At 75.4% G+C, this 26704-nt stretch carries 16 protein-coding genes and 1 pseudogene; 3 read left to right on the top strand and 14 right to left on the bottom strand.

Annotation, left to right across the window (positions count from 1 at the left end; translation table 11 throughout):
* Positions 1 to 28: 28 nt before the first annotated feature.
* The 6 genes from K7B10_RS11215 to K7B10_RS11190 all read right to left on the bottom strand — a co-directional run bounded on the left by K7B10_RS11215 (position 29) and on the right by K7B10_RS11190 (position 14297).
* The gene (locus tag K7B10_RS11215; protein WP_229335966.1) at positions 29 to 6382 is read right to left on the bottom strand and encodes a non-ribosomal peptide synthetase; all 6354 of its coding nucleotides are present in this window, start codon (positions 6380 to 6382) and stop codon (positions 29 to 31) included.
* A gap of 198 nt (positions 6383 to 6580) precedes the next feature.
* A complete protein-coding gene (locus K7B10_RS11210; protein WP_229335965.1) occupies positions 6581 to 8872 on the bottom strand; it encodes a lantibiotic dehydratase in 2292 nt (763 codons plus the stop codon).
* 10 nt (positions 8873 to 8882) lie between these two features.
* Positions 8883 to 9164, bottom strand: coding sequence for an acyl carrier protein (locus K7B10_RS11205; protein ID WP_229335964.1), 282 nt, complete (start codon positions 9162 to 9164; stop codon positions 8883 to 8885).
* Between the two features lie 131 nt (positions 9165 to 9295).
* Positions 9296 to 10306 (bottom strand): threonine ammonia-lyase, encoded by a 1011-nt coding sequence (locus tag K7B10_RS11200; RefSeq protein ID WP_229335963.1) that lies wholly within the window; start codon positions 10304 to 10306, stop codon positions 9296 to 9298.
* A 128-nt stretch (positions 10307 to 10434) separates the two neighbouring features.
* The gene (locus K7B10_RS11195) at positions 10435 to 11946 is read right to left on the bottom strand and encodes an amino acid adenylation domain-containing protein (RefSeq protein ID WP_229335962.1); all 1512 of its coding nucleotides are present in this window, start codon (positions 11944 to 11946) and stop codon (positions 10435 to 10437) included.
* Entirely contained in the window at positions 11946 to 14297 is a 2352-nt protein-coding gene (locus K7B10_RS11190; protein ID WP_229335961.1) for a lantibiotic dehydratase, read from the bottom strand. Before K7B10_RS11190 ends, K7B10_RS11195 begins: the two co-directional genes overlap by 1 nt.
* 231 nt (positions 14298 to 14528) lie before the next feature.
* Between K7B10_RS11190 and K7B10_RS11185 the strand changes: the two genes are divergently transcribed.
* From K7B10_RS11185 to K7B10_RS11175, 3 genes are all read left to right on the top strand, one after another.
* The gene (locus K7B10_RS11185) at positions 14529 to 14732 is read left to right on the top strand and encodes an MbtH family protein (RefSeq protein WP_229335960.1); all 204 of its coding nucleotides are present in this window, start codon (positions 14529 to 14531) and stop codon (positions 14730 to 14732) included.
* Positions 14733 to 14903: 171 nt separating this feature from the next.
* Positions 14904 to 16406 (top strand): PspC domain-containing protein, encoded by a 1503-nt coding sequence (locus K7B10_RS11180; protein WP_229335959.1) that lies wholly within the window; start codon positions 14904 to 14906, stop codon positions 16404 to 16406.
* Between the two features lie 29 nt (positions 16407 to 16435).
* Positions 16436 to 16762 (top strand): hypothetical protein, encoded by a 327-nt coding sequence (locus K7B10_RS11175; RefSeq protein ID WP_229335958.1) that lies wholly within the window; start codon positions 16436 to 16438, stop codon positions 16760 to 16762.
* A gap of 13 nt (positions 16763 to 16775) precedes the next feature.
* On the opposite strand, the gene K7B10_RS11170 is transcribed toward K7B10_RS11175, so the two are convergent.
* From K7B10_RS11170 to K7B10_RS11140, 8 genes and pseudogenes are all read right to left on the bottom strand, one after another.
* Positions 16776 to 18107, bottom strand: coding sequence for a protein kinase domain-containing protein (locus tag K7B10_RS11170; protein ID WP_229335957.1), 1332 nt, complete (start codon positions 18105 to 18107; stop codon positions 16776 to 16778).
* Positions 18104 to 19150: a PP2C family serine/threonine-protein phosphatase gene (locus K7B10_RS11165; RefSeq protein WP_229335956.1), complete on the bottom strand. Its 1047-nt coding sequence runs from the start codon at positions 19148 to 19150 to the stop codon at positions 18104 to 18106. The genes K7B10_RS11170 and K7B10_RS11165 overlap by 4 nt, the downstream gene beginning before the upstream one ends.
* A gap of 92 nt (positions 19151 to 19242) precedes the next feature.
* A complete protein-coding gene (locus K7B10_RS11160) occupies positions 19243 to 19905 on the bottom strand; it encodes a vWA domain-containing protein (protein WP_229344935.1) in 663 nt (220 codons plus the stop codon).
* Positions 19906 to 19941: 36 nt separating this feature from the next.
* A complete protein-coding gene (locus K7B10_RS40810) occupies positions 19942 to 20070 on the bottom strand; it encodes a hypothetical protein (protein ID WP_267501371.1) in 129 nt (42 codons plus the stop codon).
* 46 nt (positions 20071 to 20116) lie between these two features.
* Positions 20117 to 21808 (bottom strand): TRAFAC clade GTPase domain-containing protein, encoded by a 1692-nt coding sequence (locus K7B10_RS11155; protein WP_229335955.1) that lies wholly within the window; start codon positions 21806 to 21808, stop codon positions 20117 to 20119.
* Complete coding sequence (locus K7B10_RS11150) at positions 21805 to 24321, bottom strand: GTPase-associated protein 1-related protein (RefSeq protein ID WP_229335954.1); 2517 nt, start codon at positions 24319 to 24321, stop codon at positions 21805 to 21807. The genes K7B10_RS11155 and K7B10_RS11150 overlap by 4 nt, the downstream gene beginning before the upstream one ends.
* Positions 24318 to 25625, bottom strand: coding sequence for a TRAFAC clade GTPase domain-containing protein (locus tag K7B10_RS11145; RefSeq protein ID WP_229335953.1), 1308 nt, complete (start codon positions 25623 to 25625; stop codon positions 24318 to 24320). Before K7B10_RS11145 ends, K7B10_RS11150 begins: the two co-directional genes overlap by 4 nt.
* A gap of 1 nt (position 25626) precedes the next feature.
* Positions 25627 to 26704: pseudogene (locus K7B10_RS11140) on the bottom strand (hypothetical protein); the annotation flags it as partial.

Raw genomic sequence — 26704 nt, 5'->3', positions numbered from 1 at the left:
GGGATCGAGGTTCGGAGCGCGGCGGCGGTCAGAACTCGGAGGTCAGGGACAGGTCGATCTCGTCGTCGCTCATCGAGGAGATCTGGTCGATGAGCTGTCGTTCCACTTCGATGGCGAGCAGTTCGACGGTCGGGTGGTCGAACAGGTCGCGCACCTGGATCGGGCAGTCGAACGCGGTGCGCAGGCGGGACGCGGCCGCCACGGCGCGCAGCGAGTGGCCGCCGAGGGAGAAGAAGTCCTCCCGGATCCCGACCTCGGGCAGGCCCAGGACCTCGGCCCAGATCTGGGCCGTCACCACCTCGGTCGGGGTGCGCGGCGCCACGGAGGCGGCCGGCGCGGGCAGTTGCGGATCGGGCAGGGAGCCGGTGTCCACCTTGCCCTGCACGGTCCGGGGCAGGGCGTCGAGCAGGACGAAGGCGGCGGGCACCATGTAGCCGGGCAGCAGGGTCCGGCACCAGGCGGCCAGCGCCTCGGGGTCCAGGCTCCGGTCCTGGCCGGCCGCGTAGCCGACGAGGGCGCGCTCGCCCCGCAGTTCGCGGACCAGGACGGTCGCCGCGTGCACGTCCGGGTGCTGTTCGAGGACGGCCGCGATCTCGGCCGGCTCGATGCGGAAGCCGCGGATCTTGACCTGGTCGTCGGTGCGGCCGAGGAACTCCAGCTCCCCGGAGGGCAGCCGGCGGACCAGGTCGCCGGTGCGGTAGAGCCGTCCGCCCTCCTCGCCGAACGGGTCCGGTACGAACTTCGCGGCGGTCAGGGCCGGTTGGCCGAGGTAGCCGCGGGCCAGCTCCGGGCCGCCGATCAGCAGCTCGCCGGGCACGCCCACCGGGACGAGCTGGTCGAGGGCGTCCACGACGTACGCCCGGCGGGAGCCCAGCGGCCGTCCGATCGCCACCCGGCCCTCGACGGGCGCGGTGACGGTGTGGGCGGTGGCCGAGATGACCGACTCGGTCGGGCCGTACGTGTTGACGACGGGCACGTCGGGCAGGTGGGCGAACCAGCGGGCCAGCGGAGCCGAGGGCAGTGCCTCGCCGCCGGTGACCAGCAGCCGCAGGCCCTTGAGGTCCCCGGCGACCGCGTCCAGGCGGGCGACGATCTCCTCCCAGTAGGCGGGCGTGGCCTCCATGACCGTGATGTCCCGGGTGCGGACGGCCTCGGCGAGTTCCTCCACCGACCACACCTCGTCCGGGCGGACCACCACCGAGGCCCCCGCGCCGAGCGCGGGCAGCACCTGCTCCAGCGAGGCGTCGAAGGAGAAGGAGGCGAAGGCGAGGACGCGGTCCTCGGCCGTGATGCCGAACAGTTCGCGGGCCGCGGCGGTGTGCGCGCCCAGCGCGTGGTGCTCCACGCCGACGGCCTTGGGGCGGCCGGTGGAGCCCGAGGTGAAGATGACGTACGCGAGGTCCCGGGGGCCGGGGGTGTGGTGCGGTGCGTCCGGGTCCGGGGCGACGGTGTCGACGGAGACGGTCAGCGGCCCGAGCCCGGCCGCCAGTCCGTGGGTCGAGGCGTCGCTGAAGACGCTGTGCACGCCCGCCTCGGCGCACATGAACCGCAGCCGGTCCTCGGGCAGCCGCGGGTCCAGCGGTACGTAGACCCCGCCGGCCCGCCAGATCGCGGCCATCGCGGCGACCGAGCGGATGCCGCGCCGCAGGCACACGCCGACCGGCGTGCCCCGCCGTACTCCGGCGGCCGCCAGTGCCCGGGCCAGCCCGCCGGTGAGGCCGTCCAGTTCGCCGTAGGTCAGGCTCTCGTCCCCGCAGAGCAGGGCGACGGCGTCCGGAGCGCCCGAAACGGTGAACGGCGCCGCGACCGGGGCGGCCTCCGCCGCGCCCGCCGTCCGGGCCAGCTCCGCGTGCTCGGCCGCCGACAGCAGCTCCAGCCGCCCGACGGCCTGCTCCGGATCGGCCACCACCGACTCCAGCACCCGGCCCACGTGCCAGGCGAACCGGGTGACCGTGGCGGCGTCGAAGAGATCGCTCGCGTACTCCACGTTCAGCGCGAAGCGGTCCGGATACAGCAGGAAGGTGGCGGTCAGGTCGAACTTGGCCGAGCCCCACGGCAGGACGAAGTGCTCCACGTCGAGCCCCTCGACCCGAGGCCCGCCCGCCGCGCTCTCCTGCACGTCGAACATCACCTGGAACAGCGGGTTGCGGGACGGGTCCCGCTCCGGGCGGAGCTGCTCCACCAGCCGCTCGAACGGCACCTCCTGGTGGTCGAAGGCCCCGAGCACCGACTCCCGCACCCGGCCGAGGAACTCCGTGAACGAGGGCGCGCCGGACAGGTCCCCGCGCAGCACCACCGTGTTCACCAGCAGCCCCACCAGCCGCTCCAGCTCCATCTGTCCGCGGCCCGCGACGGGGGTGCCCACCGCCACGTCGTGCTGCCCCGACCAGCGGCCCAGCACGATCTGCACCACGGCCAGCAGGACCGTGAACCGGGTCACCCCGTGCCTGCGGGCCAGCTCGCCGAGCGCGGCCTCCAGCTCCTTCGGCAGGTCGATCTCCACCGCGCCGCCCCGGCCCGACCAGCCCGCCGGGCGCGGCCGGTCCGTCGGCAGCTCCAGTACGGGCACGCCGGCCAGGGCCCGCTCCCAGTAGGCCAGTTGCCGCTCCAACACCTCGCCGGCCATCCGGTCGCGCTGCCAGACCGCGAAGTCCCCGTACTGGATGGGGACGGGCGGCAGTTCGGCCGGGCGCCCGGCCACGCGGGCGGCGTACGACTCGGCCAGCTCGCCGATGATCACGTCCTTGGACCAGCCGTCGGTCGCCGCGTGGTGGAAGGCGATGACGGCCACGTGGTCCTCCGGGTCCAGCTCCCACACCCCGGCCCGCAGCAGCGGCGGCCCGGCCAGGTCGAAGCGCCGGGTCGCGTACGGGACCGCCACCGCGCGCAGCCGCTCCAGCCGTACGGCCTCGTCGTCCCCGGCCGGGGCCGGCTGCCACACCAGCGGTACGCGGACCCCGGCGACCACCCGCTGCGCGGGCCGGCCGTCCACCTCGACCAGGGCGGTGCGCAGCGCCTCGTGCCGGGCCACCACCTCGTTGAGGGCGCCCTGCCAGGCGTCGCGGTCGAGCCCGCCGCGCATCCGCCAGGAGAACCAGAGCACGTACTCGTCGCCGACGTCGGACATGCGGTCCAGGAACCACATCCGCTCCTGCGCGAAGGACAGCGGCAGCGGTCCCGACCGGTCCACCGGGACGACGGTGGCGGCGCCCGCCTGCCGGGCCGCGGCCACCAGCGGGCCGAACTCGCGGATGCGGGGGTTCTCGAACAGGGTGCGCAGCTCGACCTCGCGCCCGAGGCGCTCGGCGATCCGGGACACGGCCATGGTGGCGAGCAGCGAGTGGCCTCCCAGGTCGAAGAACCCGTCGTCGATGCCGACGCGGTCGACGCCCAGGACCTCGGACCAGATGTCGGCGACGACCTGCTCGGTGGCGTCCCGCGGCGCGATGAACTCGGGGCCGCCCGCGGCCGCCCGGTCCCGCTCCGCCCGCTCCCCGTCCGGGCGGGCCGCGGGCAGGGCGGCCCGGTCGAGCTTGCCCGAGGCGTTCACGGGCAGCGCGTCGAGCGCCACGAAGTCGGCGGGTACGGCGTAGTGCGGCAGCCGGCCCGCGCAGAAGGAGCGCAGCACGGCGGGCTCCACCGGGCCGTCGGGGCCCGCCACCACGTAGCCCGTCAGGCTCTTGCCGCCCTGGGCGTCCGCGCCGACGGCGACCGCCGCGGCCACCACCCCGGGGCACGCGCCCAGGGCCGCCTCCACCTCGCCGAGTTCGATGCGGAAGCCGCGGATCTTGACCTGGTCGTCGGTGCGGCCGAGGAACTCCAGCTCCCCGGAGGGCAGCCGGCGGACCAGGTCGCCGGTGCGGTAGAGCCGTCCGCCCTCCTCGCCGAACGGGTCCGGTACGAACTTCGCGGCGGTCAGGGCCGGTTGGCCGAGGTAGCCGCGGGCCAGCTCCGGGCCGCCGATCAGCAGCTCGCCGGGCACGCCGACAGCCGCGAGCTCGTCGTGCGCGTCCACCACGTACACCCTGCGGGAGCCCAGCGGCCGCCCGATCGGCACCCGGCCGCCTTCCCCGTCCGCGCCGATCTCGTGGGTGGTCGCCGTCACGGTGGTCTCGGTCGGGCCGTACGCGTTGAGCACCCGTACGTGCGGGGCCCGCGCCCGCCAGGCGGCCAGCGCCGCGGCGGGGACGGACTCCCCGCCGAGGATCAGCAGGCGCAGCGGCGCGAGGGAGGCGGCGGTGCGGTCGGTGAGCGAGAAGGCCAGCTCGGCCCAGTACGTGGGCGGCAGGTTCAGCACGGTGATCCCGTACCGCTCGACCACCAGGGGGATCTGCGCGGGCAGCCACTGCTCGTCGGGCCGGACCACCAGGGTGGCCCCGCAGCCGAGCGCGGTCAGCAGCTGGTCCAGGGAGGCGTCGAAGGAGAAGGAGGAGAAGGCGAGCACCCGGTCCCGGGCGGTGATCCCGAACTCCTCCCGGGCGGCGGCGACGTGCGCGTCGATCGCGCCGTGCTCGATGCCGACGGCCTTGGGGCGGCCGGTGGAGCCCGAGGTGAAGATGACGTACGCGAGGTCCCGCGGGTCGGGGGTGTGGTGCGGGGCGCCCGCGTCGGGCTCCGCGTCCTCCACCCGCAGCACCCGCGGGCCGAGCGCTCCGGCCAGCTCCGCGGTGGCGGCATCGGTCAGCACGCAGGCCAGCCCGGCCTCCTCGGCCATGAACCGCAGCCGCTCCTCGGGGAGCGCCGGATCCAGCGGCACGTAGACCCCGCCGGCCCGCCAGATCGCGGTCATCGAGGCCACGGACCCGATGCCGCGCTTCATGCACACGCCGACCGGGGTGCCCGGGCCGACGCCGGCCGCGCGCAGGGCGGTGGCCAGACCGCCGCCGAGGGCGTCCAGCTCGCGGTAGCGCAGGATCTTCTCCCCGCACACCAGGGCCACCGCGTTCGCCTCGCCCGCCACGACGAACGGCGCCGGGGCCGGTGCGGGGCGCTGCGAGCCCGCCATCTCGACGAGCCGGGCCCGCTCCTTGCCCGGCAGGGGCTCCAGGCGGCCCGCGAGTTCGGTCACCGGGGTCTGCGGCGCGGCCGTCACCGCACGCAGCAGTTCCACGTACCCCTCGGTGAAGCGGACCATCGTGCTCTGGTCGAACAGGGTGGTCGAGTACTGCAGCCGCGCCGCGATGTCCCCGTTGGCGCGCAGGCTCAGGTCGAGGAACACGTCCAACGGGGTGCCGGTCAGCGGGGTCCGCACCAGAGCGACGTCCAGATCGTCCAGGCGGGCCGCCGACGGGACGGTGTTGAGGAGGGTGAAGGAGGCCTGCGCGAGCGGGTGGCGGGACAGGTCGCGCTCGGTGACCACCTCGCCGACCACCCGGTCGAACGGGGCCTCGGAGTGAGAGAAGTCCCGAAGGGCCCCGGACCGCACCCGGCCCAGCAGCTCGGCGAAGCTCGGATCGCCGGCCAGGTCGGTGCGCAGCACGATCGTGTTCACGAACGGGCCGATCAGGGAGGCCACTTCGGCCCGCCCGCGGTCGGCCAGGGTGGTGCACACGGCGATGTCGGAGCGGCCGGAGTACCGGCCCAGCAGGGCCTGGTACACGGCGAGCAGCAGCATGTAGCGGGTCGCTCGCTGCTCGCGGGCCACCCGGTCCACCTCGGCGACGAGTTCGGCCGGCAGCTCGAAGCGGACCACGTCGCCCGAGCCGTCCCAGAACGCCGGCCGCGGCCGGTCGGCGGGCAGCGCGAGCGGGGAGACCCCGGCCAGCCGCTCCCGCCAGTACCCGAGCAGCCGCTCCATCCGCGGCCCGCTCAGCCGCTCGGCCTCGGTCCGGGCGACGTCGGTGTACTGCAGCGGCGGCGCGTCCACCGCCTCGCCCCGGTAGCCGGCGTCCAGTTCGCGCAGCAGCACGTCCCAGGACCAGCCGTCCACCGCGATGTGGTGGACCACCAGGAGCAGCACGTGCTCGTCGGCCCCGAGGCGGGCGAGTGTGGCCCGCAGCGGGTGCTCCTTCGCCAGGTCCAGCGGACGTGCCAGCTCACGGTCGAACAGCTCCTCGGTACTGCCCGCCTCCGTCCGCGCCAGCCGGGTGCGGCCCGCCGGGTCCACGACGGGCACGGGCTCCCCGTCGACGGCCGTGAACCGCGTGCGCAGCACCTCGTGCCGGTCCACGATGCCGGCCAGCGAGCGCTCCAGCGCCGGGACGTCGAGGGCGCCGCGGATGCGCAGGGCCAGCGGGAGCAGGGATTCGGCGGAGCCTCCGGTGAGCTGGTCGAGGAACCACAGCCTCCGCTGCGCGAACGACACTCCGTCACCGTCACGTACGACGTCGCCGGCTTCGCTGCCGTGCCTCGCCGGTCCGCCGTGCGCTGCGACAACCTTCACTGTGGGCCTCCAAGCGGTGTTTTCCACAACACTGCTGTCCGCGGAGATCCGTCAGTAGGGAAGAAGACGCAGCCGCGTGCGCAGCCGCCGGGGGGTAGAACGCGCAACGGCGGCCCCGCACGGCTCGTCGTTCCGCCGTGCGCGCCGCCGGTACGCGTCGCTCCGTATGTGACCGTGCCGCTGGGCACGCCGCCGCGGTCAGCCCTCGTCCACCGCCACGAACCGCAGCTCGGAGGTGTACGCCTCGCCCTGGTCGTCGGTCAGCCAGGCCTGTTCGGGGCTCGGCAGCATCTCCGTGAACACCGCCCGGCCCTCCGGCTCCTTGCGGGTCATCCTGCGGACCGCCTTGGCGAGGATGTTGACGTACACCGGGCTGTCGAAGTCCACGTAGAACGGCCGGGTCTCGGTCGGCAGCACGACGAACACGAACCGCGGCAGCTCGCGCCGCTCCCGCCACTGCCGGGCCCGTACGAAGCGGCGCGCCTCGTCCTTCTCCTCGGCGAAGTCCATGTCCGACGGCGGCAGCCGCCAGGTCTCCCGGGCCACCACCAGCCGGTCAACGGTGACCCGGGGGGAGTGGTCCGTCCCGTCCGGCAGGATCTGGAACAGGTCCATCGCCAGGGTGGTCAGCACGTGAGAGAACACGTCCACCGCGGGGAACTCGGAGCCGTCCGGCAGCACCACCGCCAGCTCGCCGTCCGCGCGTTCGGTCACCGCCACGTCGGCGCTGAGCACCGTACGGGGGCGGGCCGGATCGGCGGTGAAGTCGACGAGGGCGACGTAGTGGTCCTCGGGGCGGACCAGGACCTGCCGGGTCCGCGCGGAGAGCCGGGAGCGGTGCTCCTTGGGCAGCAGCGGCAGCAGCCGGGGACCGGGGTGGTCCCGGCCGGTGAGCCCGAGCAGCTCCTCGGCGTCCGGGTGCTGGTTGACGAACAGCGAGGAGCCCAAGGTGTTGGCGGCGACGTGCAGTTCACCGAGGACCAGCTCGAAGTCGCCCCGGGCCACGGCCTGTTCCCCGGACGCAGCGATCATGATGTCGGGGCTGAGGTACCGCGCGGTGGTCCAGCCCCCGCCCGGGCCGCCGAACTGCTCGGCGACGGGCCCCGCGACGGCCTCCAGCGGCAGCCTGACCCGGCGGGTGCCCGGCGGCGGCGACAGGATGCCGTCCCAGCGCCTGCGGAACTCCTGCTGGAGCTCGGCGGATTCCGTGCGGGCGGCGCCGTGCAGGATCGGCATGCAGGCGAACCAGAACGCGGCCAGGTCGACCGGACCCTGCCCGGCCAGCCGCCGGTACACCTCCCGCGCCCGGGCCATCACGGCGTCGGCGAGCCGCGCGGTGAGCCAGCCGGCGCTGGTCAGCAGCGGGTCCAGCGGGGCGAGCGCCTCGTGCACGCTCCGCCCGAGCGTGGCGGTCGCCGCCCGCCGGCAGTCGGAGTACACCAGCGCCCGGCAGGGCGCCGTACCGGCCGCCTTCTCGCGTACGGCGGCGGTCTCGGTCAGCGCGACGAACTCGCCCTCCAGCTCCGTCAGCGCGGCCACCAGGGCCTCGGGCCCGTCCGCCCGGCCCACCCGGTCCCGGCCCCGCTCCAGGGCGTCCAGGGCGGCCAGGCCGGGCTCGCGCAGCCCCGCGTCCCCGACCCGGTCCAGCCAGGCCCGCAGGTACCGCTCGGGGCGGGCGTCGGCGGGCACCTCCAGCTTCCACACCACCCACCGGCGGGCGACCAGGTCGGCCAGTACGGCGGACACGTCCACGCCCGGCAGCGCGGCGCGGATCTCCCGCGCCGGGCGGACGCCGTCGCACAGCGCGAGCACCGCGCGCCCCTCCTCGCCGAGCGCCTGGCGCGGCCGTCCCGGCACCGTCACGTCCGTGCCGGACTGGCGGACGAACGGCACGCGCCGGGGCGCCACCCACTCCCGTACCGCCGGATCGCCGTCGATCCGCGCGGCGAGGGCGTCGATGGCCCAGCTGGCGAAGTACACCTGAGAGCCGGCGATCAGGCCGGTGCCGGGGTCGACCCGCACCCCGTCGGTGGCGAGGTCCCAGCGGCCCCACCCCACGGGCCCGAAGAACCCGATGGTGTCGTTCTTGACGCAGAACCGCTGCCAGTAGTGGGCCACCAGCTCCTCGCGCTGGCGGGGCATGCTGGTCCGGCCCGCCGCGGTGGGCGTCCAGTTCAGGAAGGGCGTGATCCCGGAGGTGAGGACCGGGCGGTTCTGCCAGGCCACCGCCTCCCGGAAGGCGGGCGTCCGGGCGATGTCCTGGAGCGCGTGCGCCACCTCCACCTGGGCGTCGGCGAACAGGGCGGTGAACTCCCCCCACCGCTCACCGGCGAGGCCGGCCGGGCCCTCTTCGGGATCGAACTTGTCGGCGGCCGCGGCCAGCCCGTCCGGGGCCAGCCGCAGCACGCCCCCGGCCGGGAAGCCCGCTCCGCGCAGGGCGAACTGGTCCCACAGCCGCCAGCGGCCGCCGGGTACGTAGGTGTCCGTCATGACCGGCCCCTCATGCCTGGACGAAGTCGGAGTGGACGACGTCGGCGAGGTCCGCGGGCGAGGGGTAGGCGAAGACCAGGGCCACCGGGACCTCCGCCCCGAGCGCCTCCTCCAGCCGTGCGGTGATCCGGAACGCGGTCAGCGAGTCGCCGCCCCACTCGTAGAAGTCGCTCTGCTCGTCGAGGTCGGCGACCCCGAGGGTCTCGCGGTAGACGGACACGACCAGCTCGGTCAGGGCGGTGGCGGTCAGCTGCGCGGTCAGGGCGGCGGTCTCGTTCGCGGTCATCGTCATGGGTTCTCCTCCGGGAGCGGACGTACGGATGGCGTCCGCGGTGTGGGTGGTGGGTCGTGCCGGTGGCTCGGTGGCTCGGTGGTCCGGTGCCTTCGTGCCTTCGTGCCTTCGTGCCTTCGTGGTTCGGTGGTTCAGGCGGTGCGGTGGGTACGGGAAGGCGGCCCGGCCGCGGCGGCCGTCATCAGCGCCGTCTTGGTGTTGCCGCCCGAGATGACGGCGACGGCGAGGCCGGTGCCGCGGCCCGCGCGGATCGCCCCGGCCAGCGCGACCGCGCCGGACGGCTCGGCCTCGAACCCGCGCCGGCGCAACAGCGCGGCCGCGTCGAGGATCTGCGCGTCGGACACGGTGATCAGGTCGTCGACCCGGTCCCGGATGATCGGATACGGCACCGCCCCCGGCTGCTGCCCGCGCAACCCGTCGGCGACGGTGTCGCCGGGCGCCAGCCGTACGGGGTGCCCCGCGGCCAGGGACCGGGCGTAACGGGGGGTGCCGGCGGGCTCGACGCCCACCACCCGCACCGGGTGCCCGTAGGCGGCCAGGCACACCCCGGCGAGCAGCCCGCCCCCGCCGGTCGGCACGTACACGGTCTCGGCGTCGGGCGCCTCGGCGAGGATCTCCAGGCCGACCGTGCCCTGCCCGGCGACCACCAGCTCGTGGTCGGAGGAGGGGATGAGCACCGCGCCCGTCTCCTCGGCCAGCTCCCGCGCCCGGGCGTCGCGCTCGGCGACCCCGCCCGGCACCCGGACCGTACGCCCGCCGAGCGCCTTGATCACGGCGATCTTCGCGGGGTGCGCCCCGCCGGCCAGCACCACGGTCACCTCGGCGCCGAGCGGCGCGGCCAGCCGGGCCAGCGCGATGCCGTGGTTCCCGGAGGAGCCGGTCACGATCCGGCGGGCGCCCAGCGCCAGGACGGCGTTGGCGGCCCCGCGCAGCTTGAACGACCCGCTGTGCTGGAGGTGTTCGGCCTTCAGCAGCAGTCGCCGGCCGGCGCGGGGGAGTTCGGGCCCGGCCGGCCCCGCCAGCAGCGGGGTCCTGCGTACGTGGCCCGCGATCCGGGCGGCCGCGGCCTCCACGTCGGCCCGGCCGAGCGGGACGCCCCGGGCGGCCGGTGCGGCCGGTGCGGCCGGTGCCGTCGATGTCATGGATGTGGCAGAAGGGATGGATGTGACGGGAGCGGTGGACGCGGCCAGTGCCCTGGGGGTCATGGGGGCGCGCGGCCCGGGCAGCGCGATGGACGTCCTGGGCGCGCGCGGCGCGCTCGGTGCGGTGGTCATGGCCGGCCTCCGGTCTGCGACAGGGCGCGGCGGTCGGCCTTCCCGCCGCGGGTGGTGGGCAGTTCCGCCAGCCGTGCGAACCGCCGCGGCATCAGATGCGGCGGCAGCGTCGCGCCCAGATGGGCGCGCAGCGCCGCGTCCTTCACCTCCGCCAGCTCCCCGGTGACGTGCGCGATCAGGAACACCCGCCCCTGCGCGTCGGTGTCGGAGGTGACGACCGCCCCCGTCACCCCGGGATGGGCCAGCAGCGCGCCCTCCACCTCGGCCGGGTCCACCCGGTAGCCGCGGATCTTGACCTGGCGGTCCCGGCGTCCCAGGTACTCCAGCCCGTTCGGGCCCAGGGTGGCGAGATCGCCCGTCCGGTACATCCGCGCGCCGGGCGGCCCGAGCGGATCGGGCACGAAGCACTCGGCCGTACGGGCGGGCCGCCCGCGGTAGCCGCGGGCCACCCCCACCCCGCCGATGCAGACCTCCCCGACGCGGCCGTCGGGCACCGGCGACAGCCCGGGGTCCAGCAGCCGGACCACGACCCCGTCGATCGGCGTGCCCACGCTGTCGGTCAGCACGTCCGGTTCGGCGGGCACGACGTAGCGGGTCGAGGTCATCGTGCACTCGGTCGGCCCGTACTGGTTGACCAGCGCGCCCGGCACCAGGGCCCGGCCGCCGGCGGTCAGGAACGGCCGCAGCGACTCCCCGCTGGACACCACCACCCGTACGCCCGCCAGGAGCCGGCCGGCGTCCGGCTGCCCGGCCAGGAAGGCCAGGAAGGAGGGGGTCACACTCAGCAGCGCGGTCACCGCGTGCTCCCGTACGGCGGCGCCGAACTCCTCGGGCCGCAGCAGCGCCGAACGCGGCACCACGACCAGCCGACCGCCCGCCAGCAGCGGGGCGAAGGTGTCCCGCAGGGAGGCGTCGTAGCCCAGCGGGGCCACCTGGAGCGCCACCGTGTCCGGGCCGAGTCCGTAGTCGCGGGCGACGAAGCGCAGGTACGAGTCCAGCCCGGCGTGTTCGACCAGGACGGCGCTGGGCTCCCCGGTGCTCCCGGAGGTGTGGCTGACGTACGCGAGGGCCCGCCCGCCGAGCGGCCCGCCCGCCCCGGAATCCCGTCCGGCTCCGGCCGTGCTCCCCGGGCGGTCGAGCAGTACGGGGCTCCCCGGGACCGGCAGGTCGAGCCCGCCGGCCAGCGCCGAGGAGGTCAGCAGCATGTCGGCGCCGCCGCTGCGGACCAGCGCCGCCAGCCGGGCCGGCGGCTGCTCCGGGTCGAGGCTCAGGAAGGCCGCCCCGGAACGGATCACCGCCGCGGGCGCCACCACGGCGTCCACCCCGCGCTCCACGGCCACCGCGCACACCGTCTCGGGCCGGGCGCCCCGGGCCCGGAGCACCGCCGCCAGCGCGTCGATGCGGGCGATGAGCTCCCCGTACGTCACCTCCCCGGCCGGGGTGGTCACCGCGACCCGGCCCGGGTCGAGGGCCGCGTGCGCGGCGATGTCGTCGACGAAGGTCCGCATCACGCGCCCCCGTCCGCGGCGGGCTCCCGCGCGGGCCGCGAGACGTCGGTGACGGTCTGGTCGACGGCGACGAAGCGCAGCTCCGAGGTGAACGTGGCGCCCTCGTCGTCGGTCAGCCAGGCCTGCTCCGGCGTCGGCAGCATCTCACTGACCTTCAGCTTGGCACCGGGATCCTTGCGGGCCAGTCGGCGCGCGGCTTTCGCCAGGATGGTCAGGTACACCGGACTGTCGAAGTCCACGTAGAACGGGCGGGGTTCGGTGGGCGAGACCACGAACACGAAGCGGGGCAGATCGTGCTCCTGCCTCCAGTGCCGGGCCCGCACGTACCGCTTGGCCTCGGACTTCTCGTCGGCGAAGGCGAGTTCGGACGCCGGGAAGGCCCAGGTCTCGCGCGCCACCACCATCTTGTCGATGCTGATGCGCGGGGTGTGGTCGCCCTCCGGGCGCAGCGTGAACCGGTCCATGACGCGCTGGGTCAGGGTGTTCGCGTACACGTCGAGCAGGTCGAAGGCGGCCCCGTCGGGCAGCACCGCCATCAGCAGGCCGTCCCGGTCCTCGACCCTGACGTCGGCGCACAGGACGGTGCGCGGGCGGTGCGGGTCGCCGGTGTCGTCGACCAGCGAGACGTAGTAGTCCTGCGGCCGGTCCAGCGAAGGCCTGCTGCGCGTGGACCACTTGAGCGGGAGCTCCTTGGGCAGCATGGGCAGCAGCCGGGGCCCGGGGAAGTCGAGGCTGGTCTCCGCGATCAGCTCCTCGCGGTCGGGGTGCTGGTGGACGAAGAGCGAGGCGCCCATGGTGTTGAGCGCGCTGTGCATCTCGCCCAGCACCATCTCGAAGTCCCCGCGGGCGACGGCGTCCGCGCTGTCGGCGAGCAGCAGGACGTCCGGGCTGAAGTAGCGGGCCAGCGACCAGCCCGCGCCGGGCTCGTCGAACTCCTCGCGCACCCGCTCCGCGATGTCCGCCGAGGACACCCGGACCCGGCGCGCCCCCTCGGGCACGGCCAGGATCCGCGCCCATTTCGCGCGCAGTTCGGCCTGGACGGCGTCGAGGTCGCGGGCCGCCTCCGGGTACGGGGAGGGCAGGCAGCCCAGCCACATCGCCCCCAGGTCCACCGGGCCGGCCGCGCGCAGCCGCTCGTACACCTCGCGGAGCCGGGGGCGGACCCGCTCGGCGAAGCGGTTCGTCATCCAGCGCGCCGCGGTCAGGCACTGCGCGAGCGGGGTCAGCTCGTCCAGCAGGGCGGTGCCGAGGGTGGCCGTCGCCGCGCGCCGGGCGTCCGAGTACACGAGCCCCCGGCAGGGAGCGGTGCGCTCGCCCTTGGAGCGCTGGGCGTCGGTGGCGGTCAGCGCCGCGAAGTCCGCCTCCAGGGCGGCGATCGCCGAGGTCAGCGCCTCGGCGTCGAGACCGGCCGCCTGCACGGCGTCCCGCCCGCGCTCCAGGACGGCCAGCTTCTCCAGGGCCGGCTCGCGCAGGGCCGGGTCACCGATCCGCTCGAGCACGGCCCGCAGCTCCCGCTCCGGATAGGTGCCGGTCGGCACGTCGAGGCGCCAGTGCACCCACCGCTTGGCCAGCAGCCACTGCACGGTCTCGGCCGCCTCCGCCGCCGGGATCCCCAGCGTCTCGGCGATCGCGGTCACGGGACTGGTCCCGTCGCACAGGTCCAGTACGGCGCGGGCGCCCTCGCCGATCGGCTGCGGCGGCCGGCCCGGCAGGTGCACGGTCAAGCCCTCGGTCCGCACGAAGGACACCCGGCGCGGCGGGATCCACGCCCGCATCGCGGGGTCGGCGTTCAGCGACTTCGCCAGGGCGTCGATGGCCCAGCTGGCGAAGTACACGCGGGAGTCGGCGAGGAACCCGCCACTGCCGGGGTCGACGCGGACCCCGTCGGTGGCCAGGTCCCAGCGGCCCCACCCCACGGGCCCGAAGAACCCGATGGTGTCGTTCTTGACGCAGAACCGCTGCCAGTAGTGGGCGACGAGCTCCTCGCGCTGGCGGGGCATGCTGGTGCGGCTCGCGGCGGTCGGCGTCCAGTTCAGGAACGGGGCGATGCCGGTGCGCAGCACGGCCGGGTTCTGCCAGGCCACGGCGGCCCGGAAGCGCGGCGAGGCGGCGATCTCCTGGAGCAGTCCGGCGGTGCCGACGGCGCCGGTGTCGAAGGCCCCGGTGAACGCCTCCCAGTCCGGGCCGGCGAGGACCTCGCCGGGACCGAACTTGTCGGCGGCCAGGGCGAGTCCGGGCGGGGCCATGCGCAGGACCCCCTCGGCCGGGAAACCCGGACCGCGGAGTGCGAAGTGCTCCCACAACCGCCACCCGCCGGTGGGCAGGTGCACGATCTCTGGGGTGTCCGACATGGCGGAGCTCCTTCCAGCCTGATGGGGTGACGTGGCCGGCGGCGCTGTACCTCTCGGTCGCCACCCTGGCTGCCCCGAACACTGCCGCCGCGCGCACCGGCGCCACCAGGGAAGGAGCGGCAGCACCGACCGCCGGTCCTTCTGCGCGTTTGTCCCTATGGCGCCCCGCTCCGGCGCGGCACGCTGTGACCCATCACGGAACAGCCGAACAACAAGGGGAGGGCCGGACCAATGACCGAGACCGACGAGAACGGCTACCGGGTCGTGCGCAACGACGAGGAGCAGTACTCCATCTGGCGTGCGGACCGGGAGCTCCCGGCGGGCTGGCAGGCCGAGGGCACGGAGGGCACCCGCCAGGAGTGCCTGGACCACATCGCCGCGGTGTGGACGGACATGCGCCCGCTGAGCCTGCGCCGCCGGATGGCGGCCTCCTGAACGGGGCCACGAACGCCGGTCGGCGTGGCTGAGCCGCGGGGGAACGGAGCCCCGCCGACCGGTGCAGTCCACCCCGCGATCCGCGCCGGCCACGCCCGCGCCGGTCGTGGTCAACGGCGGGACACGGGCCGTGCGTTTCCGTAGGGTGGCGGGGACATGGGGGAGGGGTGCATGGGGGCACGGCAGTTACCCGCGCTCGCGCAGTACCGGACCGATGCGGTGACGCGCCATCTGTGCGCGGGCACGCATCTGGACGAGGACTTCGCGCGGGACGTGGACGTGGAGCTCACGGAGGACCGGCTGCGCGCCACCGGACTCTCCCTCGGCATCGATCTGGTGGCGCTGGCCCGCCACGGGCGGGCGGCCGTCCGGCGGATCGACGTACGGGACCGGTGGCTGGCCTGGATCTGCGGTGTCGGGGTGTGGTTCGCCGTGCCCTTGCTGCTGTACGCCGTCGTCAACGGGGTCTGGGCGCTCGCCTGCGCGGCGCTCGGGCTCGTCGTCCTCGCGTACGCGAGCGCCTGGTGGCTGGTGCACCAGGCCGAGAGCCGGGCCCGCACGGCCGCGCTCACCGTCGAGCACGGCGCGGAGCGCCCCGCCGACCTGGCCCCCGCCGTGGAACCCGAGGTGGAAAAGCGGCTGTTGGAGCAGAAGCGGGCCAACGTGGTCCCGTACACCGCGAGCGCCGAGCGGACCAACCCCTTCGTCGGCAGCGGCTCCAAGCTCAAGGAGGTGGTCTGGCAGCCCATCGACGTCAGCCGGCCCGCCGACGACCCGGCCGGCAGCGGCGCCAAACTGCCGATCAAGCCCTTCGACGCGGTCGACCTGCACACCTACGTGGCCCGCGAGATGGAGCACATCGCCGGCCTCAAGGGCCTCCAGGTCCGCAACCGGCTCTACGTCATGGGCAATCACGTGCCGTACGTCGGGGCCGAGCTGCTGCCGGACCGGCTCAGCCGTCCGCTCGCCCAGATCCCCAAGCAGCTCGTCCAGGCGGGCCTGATGCAGTCGGGTGCCGGCATGCGCACCTACCTCAGCCTGGTCCGGGCCGGCGAGGGCGGCCGCGCCATCGTCTCCATGCACTTGCGCGCCCGCCTCCACCACCCCAGCCTCACCTGGGAGGTTTCCGCGTACGGAATCCCCCCGCTCCAGGAGCGCTTCGACCGGGTGAACCGGCTGCCGGTGGACGGGTTCGAGCGCTGGTGGAGCCTGGTCGCCCACGCCACCGGCGCGGCCGGTCCCGCGCTGCTCGGCGCCGCCGCACGGATCTCCCGCCGCTCCTCGGCCCGGCGCCGGCGCGCCCGCGATCTGGAGAAGGTGCGCCGCGAGATCGACAAGCGGCACGTCCTGTACGACTACGGAGCCGTCGACAGCATCCGCGAACGGGTGGCGGACTGGGACCAGTTGGGCTACGCCGAGCGCACCGACTCCCAGGACTTCCTCCAGCGCCTCCAGCAGGGCGTCCTGATAGCGACCGAGCGGTTCCTGAAGGACCACAACGTCGACACCAGCTCCTACGACCAGGCGCAGCAGGTCATCAACACCCACACCTACACCTTCCAGGGCAGCGTCCAGGCCGGCGTCATCGGCGACAACGGCACCGTCAACCACCAAGGCGGGCCGGGCGCGTCGCCCGGCGGCCCCCCGGGCGGCCCGGGCCGCGGCGCGCCCTGACCCCACCACCAGCGGAAACAGGAGAGCCCATGGGCACCTTCAACTTCAACGGGGACGTCAACGCCGGCATCATCGGCGACAACGGCACCCTCAACATCGGGCAGCAGGACGGCGCCGCCCAGACCCTGCGGCTGGCCGCCGAGCTGGCCCAGTGGCTCCGCGACCAGGGCGCGGCCCCGGCCCGCATCGAGGCGGCGGACGTCCTGCGCGGGGAGCTGGACCGGGCCGCGCAGGAGGGCCGCCCCGCCGAGCCGGGGGTGATCCGCCGCTCCCTGGAGACCATCACCCTCGGCCTCGGAGTCGGCAGCGGCGGACTCGCCCTCGCCCAGGAGATCAGCCGCCTCCTGGGCAACTGACCACGCCGGAGAGCTACTTCGACCGTACGACGGCCCGCGCGCCGCCGAAGTCCAGTTCCAGGCCCGAGCGCAGCGGCACGGTCTGCCCCGGGTCGATCCGCTGGGTGGAGCCGTCCGCGCGGGTGCCCGTCCACGGCGAAGCCGACCGGTTCGCGAGCCCGAACCGCCCCGGCTTCTGCGGGTGCTCGGTCAGCAGCGCCACCAGCGTCCCGTCGCCGTAGTCGTGCCGGGCCGGCTCCGGGTCCAGGTGGTGTGCCTGCACCCGCGAGGAGCGGTGCAGCAGGATGTGGTGCTCGGTGCGCGGCGGGGGCGTGGTCAGCACCAGCCGCGGCGGCAGCACCAGCGTGCTCCCGCAGCTCCAGCAGGTGCCCGGATCGGCGGCCCGGGGCTCGGTCATGTTCTGCTTCCCGCACCGGGCGCACTCCACGACGGCGTCGAGCACGGCCCGCAGGGTGTCCCGCCACTGCGACTCCCGGACCCGGGTCGTGGGATCGTGCAGGCCCGCGGTGAAGTTCTTGGTGAACAGCGCGCGCAGCGAGTCCGGCGCCGCCGCCCAGGTGGCCAGTACGGTCGCCTGCTCGGTCGGGTCGGGTGCGTTCGACTGGTCCTGCGGGTCGAAGACGAACAGCGGCTGCTTCCCGTACAGCTTGCGCTCCGCGGCCTCGTCGAGACAGTGGATCGCCAACTCGCGCCGCCCCTTGAGCGGGTGGTGGTTCATCAGCAGCATGAACAGCAGCACCGACAGGGAGTGCAGATCGCTCTGCGTGCCGGGGGCGACCCCCGGATCGCCGCGCACCAGCTCCGGCGCCATGAACTCCATGGTCCCCGAGATGCCGGTGCTGTCGCCCTCCACCACCGCGTTGTCGTTGTCGCAGACCAGCACGTCACCGGTGTCCGGGTCGAAGAAGATGTTGCCCCAGGAGATGTCCCGGTACGCGATCCCGCGCGAGTGCAGGGCCTGGTACGCCTCGACCGTGTACAGGCAGGCCTTCAGCAGGGCCCGCGGCGAAGTGCGCAGCTGCCGCCGGAACAGCATGGGCAGGCCCTTGAACCGGTCCGGGCGGATGTCCATCAGGTATCCGAACCCGCCGCGCGCGTCGGCCACGAAGTCCAGGGGCCACAGGAAGCGGTCGTCCGCGAAGCCGCGGCCCACCAGCTGGCGGACGATGGCCTCCTGCGCGGGGGTCGCGCAGGCCGGGTAGTACCACTTGAGCGCCTGGTACCCGGCGGAGGTCCGCACCCGGTAGACCTCTCCCTGCCCACCGGCCCCGAGGAGGTCGAACACCTCCACGCGCAGACCGCTGTCGGTCGTCAGCAGGGTCCCGCTGTCGAGCATGCCGCTCATTCGTCTCTCCCGTGAGGGTCGGTCGGTGGTGCCGGGTCGGTGGTCGCCGGGGACGGCTGCTCGGCCGGCTCCGGCTCCGGCTCCGGCCGCCGCGCCGGACCCGTACCCGTACCCGCGGCCGCGGCCGGGTCGGGAACCGCGACCGGATCAGCGGCCAGGGCCGGTTCCGGAGCCGCGACCGGCTCCGGAGCCACGGCCGGCCCCGGTACCGGCGGATCCCCTTGGTGCCAGGCGGCCACGAGGGTGGTGTCGTCCCCCGAATGCCGGGAGGCCCTGGCCAGCCACTGCGGGAGGACGGCCCGTACGCTGTCCGCGCCCTCCGCCGACAGCCGGTCGTCCAGTCCGGCCATGAACTGCAGGAACCCCCGGTCCGAGGCGAAGCTCTTCGACAGCCCGTCGGTGGAGGCCGCGATCAGCCGCGGTGCCCGCCAGGGGGCCGTCACCGGAGCCCAGTGCGTCCGTATCCGGCGCCACGCCTTCGGGGTGCACAGCGATTCCGTTTCGTCCCCCAGGTCCGCCTCGGCCGGCGCGAGCGGTACGGTCACCTGCCCGGCCTCGTCCACCACCGTCAGCTCGCCGTCGCCGAGCTGCCAGGCCGCGAACACCCGGGGCGTGAGCACGGCGCCGATGAGCGTGCTCCCGTACAGGAGCACCTTGTGCTCCTCCGACACGCCCGGCTCCTCGTGGGAGCTGGTCCGCGTCCAGTGGCCGAGCACCCTTCCCCGCCAGGCGCTGACCAGCTGCCGGGGGAAGGCGTGCTCGGCGTAGTGCATCAGCCAGGCCAGGCTCGGCGGCCGCTCGTCGCCGGGCGGCTGGGCGAGCGCCCCGAACCGCCGGGCCTCCTCCACGAAGAGGTCCACGGCGAAGCGGGAGCCCAGATGGCTGCGGGCGTGCGCCGCCGAGCCGTGGCCGTCGGCCACCGCCATGATCAGCGGCTCCTCGGCGGTGCCGCGGCCCTGCACCTCGCAGTAGTCCTGGTTGCGGGTCTTGTTCACGCCCTGGACGCTTTCGAGGAGCGTGGCCCACAGCGGCACAGGGGTCACGCCCGCAGGCACGGGGCCCGCCTCGTGCGCGGGCACCGGCCATGCCGGTGCCGGGGGAGTTGCCGGCGGTGGTTCCGGTGACACGGGCCCGCTCACCACACGTCGTCATCGTCGTCGTCGAGCACCGGCGGGGCGTACGCCTGCTGCTTCGCCAGCGGGTCCGTCGCGCCCGCCACCATCTGCGAGGCCGCCTTCACCGCCGCCGTCGAAGCCCAGCGGATCGCCGCCGCCAGCTGCTTGGGGCTGTTCGCGTCCAGCGGCTGGAGCTCCGGATTGCCGAGGAACTCCTGGAGCACGGTGCGGTCGGCGTCCGCGCCTATGGCGATGGCCACCCGTACGGCCTTGCGCCCCCACGGGGTCGCGTCGACCGCCCGCAGCCCCGTCTTCCAGTCGTCCGTCGGCACCCCGTCGGAGACCAGCGCCAGCACCGGCTTCAGCGCCCGCTGCGGCATCGGCGGGGTGTCCAGCTCCCGGGCCACCATCTGGAGCGCCTCGCCCAGGTTGGTCATGCCGTCCACCTGGACGTCCTGCCAGGTGAAGTTCTCCACCGGCACCGGGTCCTGGTGGTGCCACCGTGCAGTGGTGGAGAACGTCATGGTGCGCAAGAGCAGTTGGGCCGCCGGATTGTCCTGCGCCACCGAGCGCATCTCCGGAACGGCTTCTCTGATCGCATAGTTGAGCTGGCCGATCTTCTCGCCCTGCATCGAATACGAGCAGTCGAGCAGCCAGATGAAGTGGACGGGCCGGTTCGCCATCGGCCCACCGGGGATGTCACTCACCGCTAATCTCCTTCAACTCCCGAACCATTGCGGTACGCACCGCACGAGCGCCGCCACCCCGGCGGCCGTCGTCATCACGACCGCCGCCACCGACAGGATCAGCATGAGCAGCCGCCCCCGTGCGATCTGCGGTGTCACCATGGGCACTTGCTCCTCTCAGTGACCTTAGGGGGTCGTTTGCCCCACGTCACAGGCTTGATCGATCCGGTGCCGGCGGGTCGATCGGATCGATCGGGCCGGTGGGGCGGGTACGGCCGCGCGGGCGCGGCAGCAGGGGCCGCCGGGCCGCTGCCGGCGGCCCGCCGAACCGCAGGCCCGTCCGTGACAGCAGCCACAGCAGCGGCTCCGCCGCCCGCCGCTGCTCCGCCACCAAGGCGCCCGCCCCGGTGGCGGCGTGGGCGCTGACCGCCCAGTACCGGGCCGCCGCGAAATCGTGGTCGAGGGTACGGACCAGCCCGTCCAGCCCGATCTCGCCCAGCCAGGCGTCGACCGGCCCGTCCGGCCGCGGCAGCGAGCTCAGCCGGTCCAGCACGTCCCGCTTGGTCACCACCACCGCCACCCCCAGGCGCCCCCGCCGCCCGCCGAGGCCCTGGAGCTCCCCGGCGAACGCCGCGTACGTGTCCACCGGACCGAGGTCGGCGGGCCGGGCCGCCACCGCCAGCCTCCCGTCGCCCTCGCGCAGGGCGCGCCGTACGCCGGGCGCGGCCAGCACGTCCGCGACCAGCACCACCCCGTCGGCGTGCGCGAGGTACTGCTGCAGCCGCGTGGTGGCCGCGTCGCGCAGCGACTCGCCCATCGGGTCGTACAGGTACAACAGCCGCCGGCGCCTCAGCGGGCCGCGCCCGCGCCCGACGAGCAGCATCAGCGCCCGGGGCTGCCCGCCCTGCGTCTTGAGCGCCCACCCCGAGGCCCCCAGCTGCCGGCCCAGGGTGTTGGCCTCGCGCCGGTCCGCTGCCGACGCGAACTCGACCGTGAGAGCGGACTCGTGCGACCAGGACCGCAGCCCGTCGAGCATCGCCGCCATCAGCATCGTCTTCCCCGCGGAGGTGCCCCCGATCAGCGGCAGGTGCACCACCCGGGTCGTGCCCACCGCCGCCGGCAGCTCCTGATCGCAGTGCGGGCAGCGCAGCGCGAGCCCCCGCCTGCCGCCCAGGGCGGTGGTGGGCAGCGCCCGCCCGCACCGGCAGACGTGCCGCAGCGCCCCGAACCGGCCGGGCCGCAGCTCGCGGTGGGCGGCCCCGCAGCCCGGGCACAGGTGTACGGCCAGCGGGAACGGCCGGTAGCAACCCGGGTACGGGCACTTCATGCGGATGCCGCGGGCCAGCTTCCACAGCCGCTCCGCGCCCCTCCCGCCCAGGACCCCGGCCAGCGCCACGCCCCCGACGAGCGCCAGCTGGGCGGCGAACGCCACCGCGACGCCGAGGAGCAGCGCGGCGGCGAGCAGCGCCGACAGCAGCGCGGCCAGTGCCGTCGCCGGGGCCAGCAGCCGCAGCACGAGCCGCCCGAGGACGTGTTCGGCACGCTCCCCGCTCGATGCGCCCCGCCCGCTCAGCAGCCGGCGGCGGACGAGTTCGTCGAGCCAGTGGTGGACCAGCAGGTACCACACGGCGTGCGCGGCCGTCTGCCCGGCGGCCACCGCGTCGATCCACATCTGCCGCGCCCAGTAGGCCGGTTGGGTCGGCTCCGGGCCGGTGTAGGGGGAGATCCGCGGGTCGGGGGAGCCGGGGGTGCGCGGCGAGAAGGCGGTCGCGGCCGCCCCCAGGGCCAGCCCCAGGAAGCGCCACAGCCCGTACCCGAGGCAGATGAGCACCCCGATCGCCACGGTGGCCAACCCGAAGATCCTCGCCACGACCACGGGGTCCACGCCGCCGGTGGTCACGGCCGCCTCCCGTCGTCGCCGGACCCGCCGGCGTCCCCGGGTGCGATGGGTCCACCGGCGCCCCGCAGCGGCGGATTGCCGGTCCCGCCCTTCGCGCCGCGCCGGCCCGAACCGCCGAAGCGGTCCCTCAGCCGCCCGAAGGCGCCGGGGCGCTGCCAGCCGCGGAAGTCCTCCGCCCAGCGGCCGCCCAGCCGGGCCAGGGCCTCCTCCAGCGCGGCGAGCTGCGGCGCAGGCAGGCTACGTACGACCGGCCGCAGCACCCCGTCGAGCAGGTCGGTGCGGGCCTCCTGCCACACAGGGCCCGCCTGGGGCTGAGAGGACCAGGTGGCGAAGCACTCCGCCGCGTACCGGGGGTCGAGCCTCAGCCGGTCCGCGACCCGCGGCTGGCGGGCCTCCCGGCGGTACGCCGCCAGCAGCTCGGCGTCGTTGCTCTCGATCAGGGCCCGCAGCTCGCTCTCGGGCCGGTCCTCGGCGAGCAGGTGCGCGGCCACCGCCGCGTACGCGTGCTCCCGCGCCGTCGGCGAGGGGCCCGCCGTGCCCAGGGCCATGGCCTGGCGGACCCAGCCCGGGCCGATCTCCCGGATCCGCAGGTTCCGGGCCAGCTCCAGCAGCAGCAGCGATGCCCGCAGCGGGGCGGGGAGTCCGGCGGAGCCATGGCGCAGCAGTTCCACCGCCAGGGCCTCCGCGTCCCCGTCCCCGGCCGGGGCGGACACGGCCGCCCGTGCGAGCGACTCCCAGGTGCCGGCCTCCCGGTGGGCCCGCTCGCCCAGCGCCGACAGGGCCAGCCAGGCCTCACCCGCGGTGGGCGGCTCCGCGCCCCACACCAGCCGCATCGCCGTCCGCAGCACCAGCGGATCCTCCTCCAGCGAGACGCCGGAGCACTCCACGAGCCGGGTCAGCACCTTCATCCGGTCCCCGGCAGCAGCCCCGGGCGCCTGCGCGCACATCCGCAGGTGCGGCAGCGCCCCGGCCCCGGTCGGCCGCAGCGGCGTGACGGCGAACAGCCGGGCCCCTGCGGCCGGATCCCCCGCCGCGAGTCCGTCGAGCCGGTCGAGCACGAGCTCCCGCAGCCGCGGCAGCTCCGCCAGCGCGGCCCCCACCGCCTCCCCGTAGGCCGACTCCGGATCGCGGATCAGGGCGCGGGCCAACTGCCCCGCCACATCGGGCAGGAGGGCCTCGGTGTCCACTCCGAGCTGCGCGGAGACCCGCAGCAGGGCGACCCGGTCGGCGGGCTCGCGTGCCGGGTCGGTGAGCGCCGCCCGCAGCTCCGGCTCCAGCTCGGCGGCCAGCCGCAGCCGGGCGGGCTCGCCCAGCAGTCCGGCGGGCGGCGCGGCGCCGCCCGAGCGGACCGCCCCGGCCACCGCCAGCTCCACCAGCGGCTCGCTCACCGCCGGGGGTGCCCAGCCGGCCAGGGCCGACAGCAGCCGCCCGCTCGCGGCGGCCTCCTCGGGCCCCCGGTCGCCGGCCGGCCGGGCCAGCGCCCGGGCCAGCGCGTGCAGTTGTACGTCGTCCAGCGCATCCCGGTGTCCTGCCGCCCAGTCGGCGGCCGCGGCCCGGCCCGACGAATCCAGGCCGACCCCGGCGGCGAGCGCGAGCGCGGCCAGCGGCCCCGCCTCGTACGGACCGCCCGACGAGGCGCCGGGCGGTCCGGACGGCAGCCGCCGGACGTGCGCGAACAGCTCCTGCCGCTGTGCCTGCCAGATCCGCGCGGCGGTCTGCGCCCACGGGTCGGGGGCCGGGGCGGGCGCCGCCGCGCGGGCGGCGTCGTACACCCGGTAGCGCTGCTCCTGTCCGGCGAGGCCCAGCCCGTCCTCCGGCACCACGCCGATGATCTGCTGCCGTGCGAGCTGCGGCCTCCGGGTGTACGTGGTGAAAGTGAGCCACTGCCCGCGCCGGTGCGGCAGCACACTGCAGGCCAGCATGATCCACCAGGCCACGGCCTCGCTGTCGCGCTCGACCAGCACCAGCTGCGGGGCCGCGGGCTCCTCGGCGAGACGGCGCACGTCGGCGAAGAACCCCGCGAGCCAGCGCCCCCGGGCGGCCACGAAGGCCGCCAGCGCCCCGAGGTCCAGCGGACCCGGGGCGGGCACCGAAGCCAGCGGCGGTACGGGCGCCCCGGCGGGCGGGGAGTCGGCCGCCCACTGCGGGGAGCCCCAGGCGGTGATCGGCAGCTGCCCGCCGGCCGGCCGGTCCGCGTCGGCGGGCTGCGGCAGATGGATCGCGTGGGCGTGGAAATTGCCCCAGCGGCCGCTGTAGTCGGCGCCGGTGTAGACGGAGCGGGCCAGCAGCCGGCTGCCGTCGGAGAGCACGTTCAGGCTCAAGGCCTGCGGAAAGGAGCCCAGTTCGTCGGCGCTCGGGCGCGGGGGCGCGTCCCGCGGCGGTTCGTACCCGATCAGCTGCTCGGCCTCGCGCAGCAGCGAGGCGGGCACACCGGGGCTGACCGCCGTGAACCGGAAACCCGAGCCGTCCGGACCGGGCGGCGCCGAGGTGTAGTGCAGTTGCGCGAGGTTCACGCCTCTCCTCCCGAACCGTGACGCAGGCCCTCGGCCCCGCCCGCGGCGGCCTCCGTGCGACGGCCCGCGCCGCCGCCGGTACCGGAGCGCGGCAGCAGCCCGCCCAGCCCCAGCAGCCACAGCAGCGGGTCCTCGACCCGCAGCGGTTGCGGCCCCGACTTCGGGGCGTCGGCCGGGGCGTGCGCGGGAGGCGGGGAACCCAGCGCCGAGAGCCCGAAGAGCGACAGCTGCGCGAAGTCCCGGTCCAGCTGCCGGAACAGCGCCCCCGAGTCCCAGCCGTCGAGCAGCCCCCGCATCTCCTCGTGCACCGCCAGCCGGTCCTCGTCGTCCACCGCCCCGCCCGCGTGGTCGGCATTGCGCCGCAGTGGGGAGTGCGGCCCCACCAGCGAGAACAGGGAGTCCGTCTTGGTCACCGCCACCGCCACGGGCGTGGTGACCCGGCCGCGCGTGGTGCCCCGCCCGTGGGCCCGCAGCTGCGCCGCGAGGTCCGCCGCGATCTGCTGCGGCGGGGTCTCCACCGTGGGCAGCGGCAGGTCCGCGTCCACCGGCAGCTGGTCCCGTACGGCCCTCATCTGGAGCGGGTCCACCAGCAGGATGATCCCGTCGGCGGCCGCCAGGTAGTGCGTGTAGCGGTCCATGGCCTCGGCGCTGCCCAGGTCCTCGCCCGCCGCGTCGAAGAACACCAGTGCGGTGTGCCGGCTGCCGTCCCCGCGCAGCCGCCGGCGCAGCGGCAGGCTCAGCCGGTACAGCAGCGGGTCGTTGAAGCCGAGCGCCGCTGGTCTGGTCGCCTCCGGCAGTCGCAGCCGGTCGTACAGGTCCTCGGCCATCTCCCGGTCCCGGCGCTGGGTCTCGCCGCCCATCGCCGTGATGGAGGCGCCGTACGCCCGGCCCACCCGGTTGCGCAGTTCGTTGATCAGCACCGAGACGTACGTGCTCTTGCCGGACGCCTTGGGGCCCAGGAGGGCGATGATCCGGGTGTCCTGGTCGGTGTAGTCGCTCGGGAAGTCGCTGTGGCAGCGCAGGCAGACCCGGACGGGGGTGGACACCCCGCAGTGCGGGCAGTCCGCGCGCGTGCCCCCGCCGCTGACGAGGCGGCCGGCGAGGCCGCGCGGGGCGGTGAAGACCGGTCCGCGCATCTTGAGCGCGGGCGGCACGCTCGGGCCCATGAACTCAGCCCAGGTGTCGTCGAGTTCGGCGGTGCAGGGTTTGCCGCCCCGTACCCCGGTGGCGGACATCTGGCAGCGGAACGGCAGCCGGGCGGCGGCCGAGCGGTCGAAGCAGTAGGGGCAGACGACGGAGGTCATGTCAGCGGACCACCAGGGAGGTGAGGGAGGGCTCGTCGAGCCGGACGGAGGCGGCACGGCCGCCGAGCAGGAAACCGCGTACGGCGTACGGGCCGCCGCCGCCGGATGGGTGGGGGAGGATCTCGCGCTCGACGGTCCCCGAGTCCGCGAGCTCGGCGCCGGTCACCCGGCACAACTCGGCTCCGTCGCCGGGCCGGCGGGGCCGGGGGCCGCCACCGCCGGCTCCGGAGACGAGGACGAAGTCGGGCAGCCCGGAGCCGGGGTCCCCGCCGGGGCAGAGCAGGCTCACCCGGAGTACGGCGGGACCGCGCCGCAGCATCCGCCGGGGCCCGGGCAGGAGCCGGTAGGCGATGGCCACGTCGGCCGGGAGCGCCGCCTGCCCGGCGTCGAGGGGGGCGGCCGCGACCGCGTGCGCGCTGCGCGGGGCGGCGTACGCGGTGACGCGGGCGGCGCCGGGGCCGACGGGCAGCTCCAGCCCCTCGCGCAGGAACACGGCCCGTACGACGCGGTGTTCGGCGCGCTCGCCGCCGGACTCGGGGGTGACCGCGACCGTGACCCGGCCGGCGCCCTCGGGCCAGTCGAAGCTGACCTTGGCCCGTCCGGCGGAGGTCCGCCGGACCGTGAGCCCCGAGACCGCCTCGGGGGCCTCGACCGCCACGCCGGGCCCGGCCAGCGCCCGCTCGCCGAGGACGGCGACGGCGCTGACGGTGGCCAGCGTGCCGGGCGGCGGCTGCGCGATCCCGGCGGCGTCCACCCAGGTCAGTGCGGCAGGCAGCTCGGCGGCCGTCAGCTCGGCCCCCTCGGCGGGAGCCGGTCCCGGCCACTGGACGAACCGTACGTCGCCCCCGTCGCCCCCCGTCCACCGCAGCTCCAGCCCACCGGCGCCGCGGGCGGTCGCCGTGAGCCCCGCCACCGGTTCCGGCCAGGGGTGCACGGTGGCGGCGGCCTCGATCCCGCCGGACACCACCTCGCCCCCGGCCCCCGCGTACCGGCACCGCACCCGCAGGACGTACTCCCCGGGCCCGATCCCCTCGGCCCGCACACCCTCGCGGCCGGTCGCGTGGCCGGCCGGCCCGGCG

Origin of the sequence: Streptomyces flavotricini, assembly GCF_020639365.1 — a bacterium.
Lineage (GTDB): Bacteria > Actinomycetota > Actinomycetes > Streptomycetales > Streptomycetaceae > Streptomyces > Streptomyces flavotricini.
Note: the sequence above shows the minus strand (reverse complement) of the source record. Positions and strands in the feature narration are given on the sequence as shown.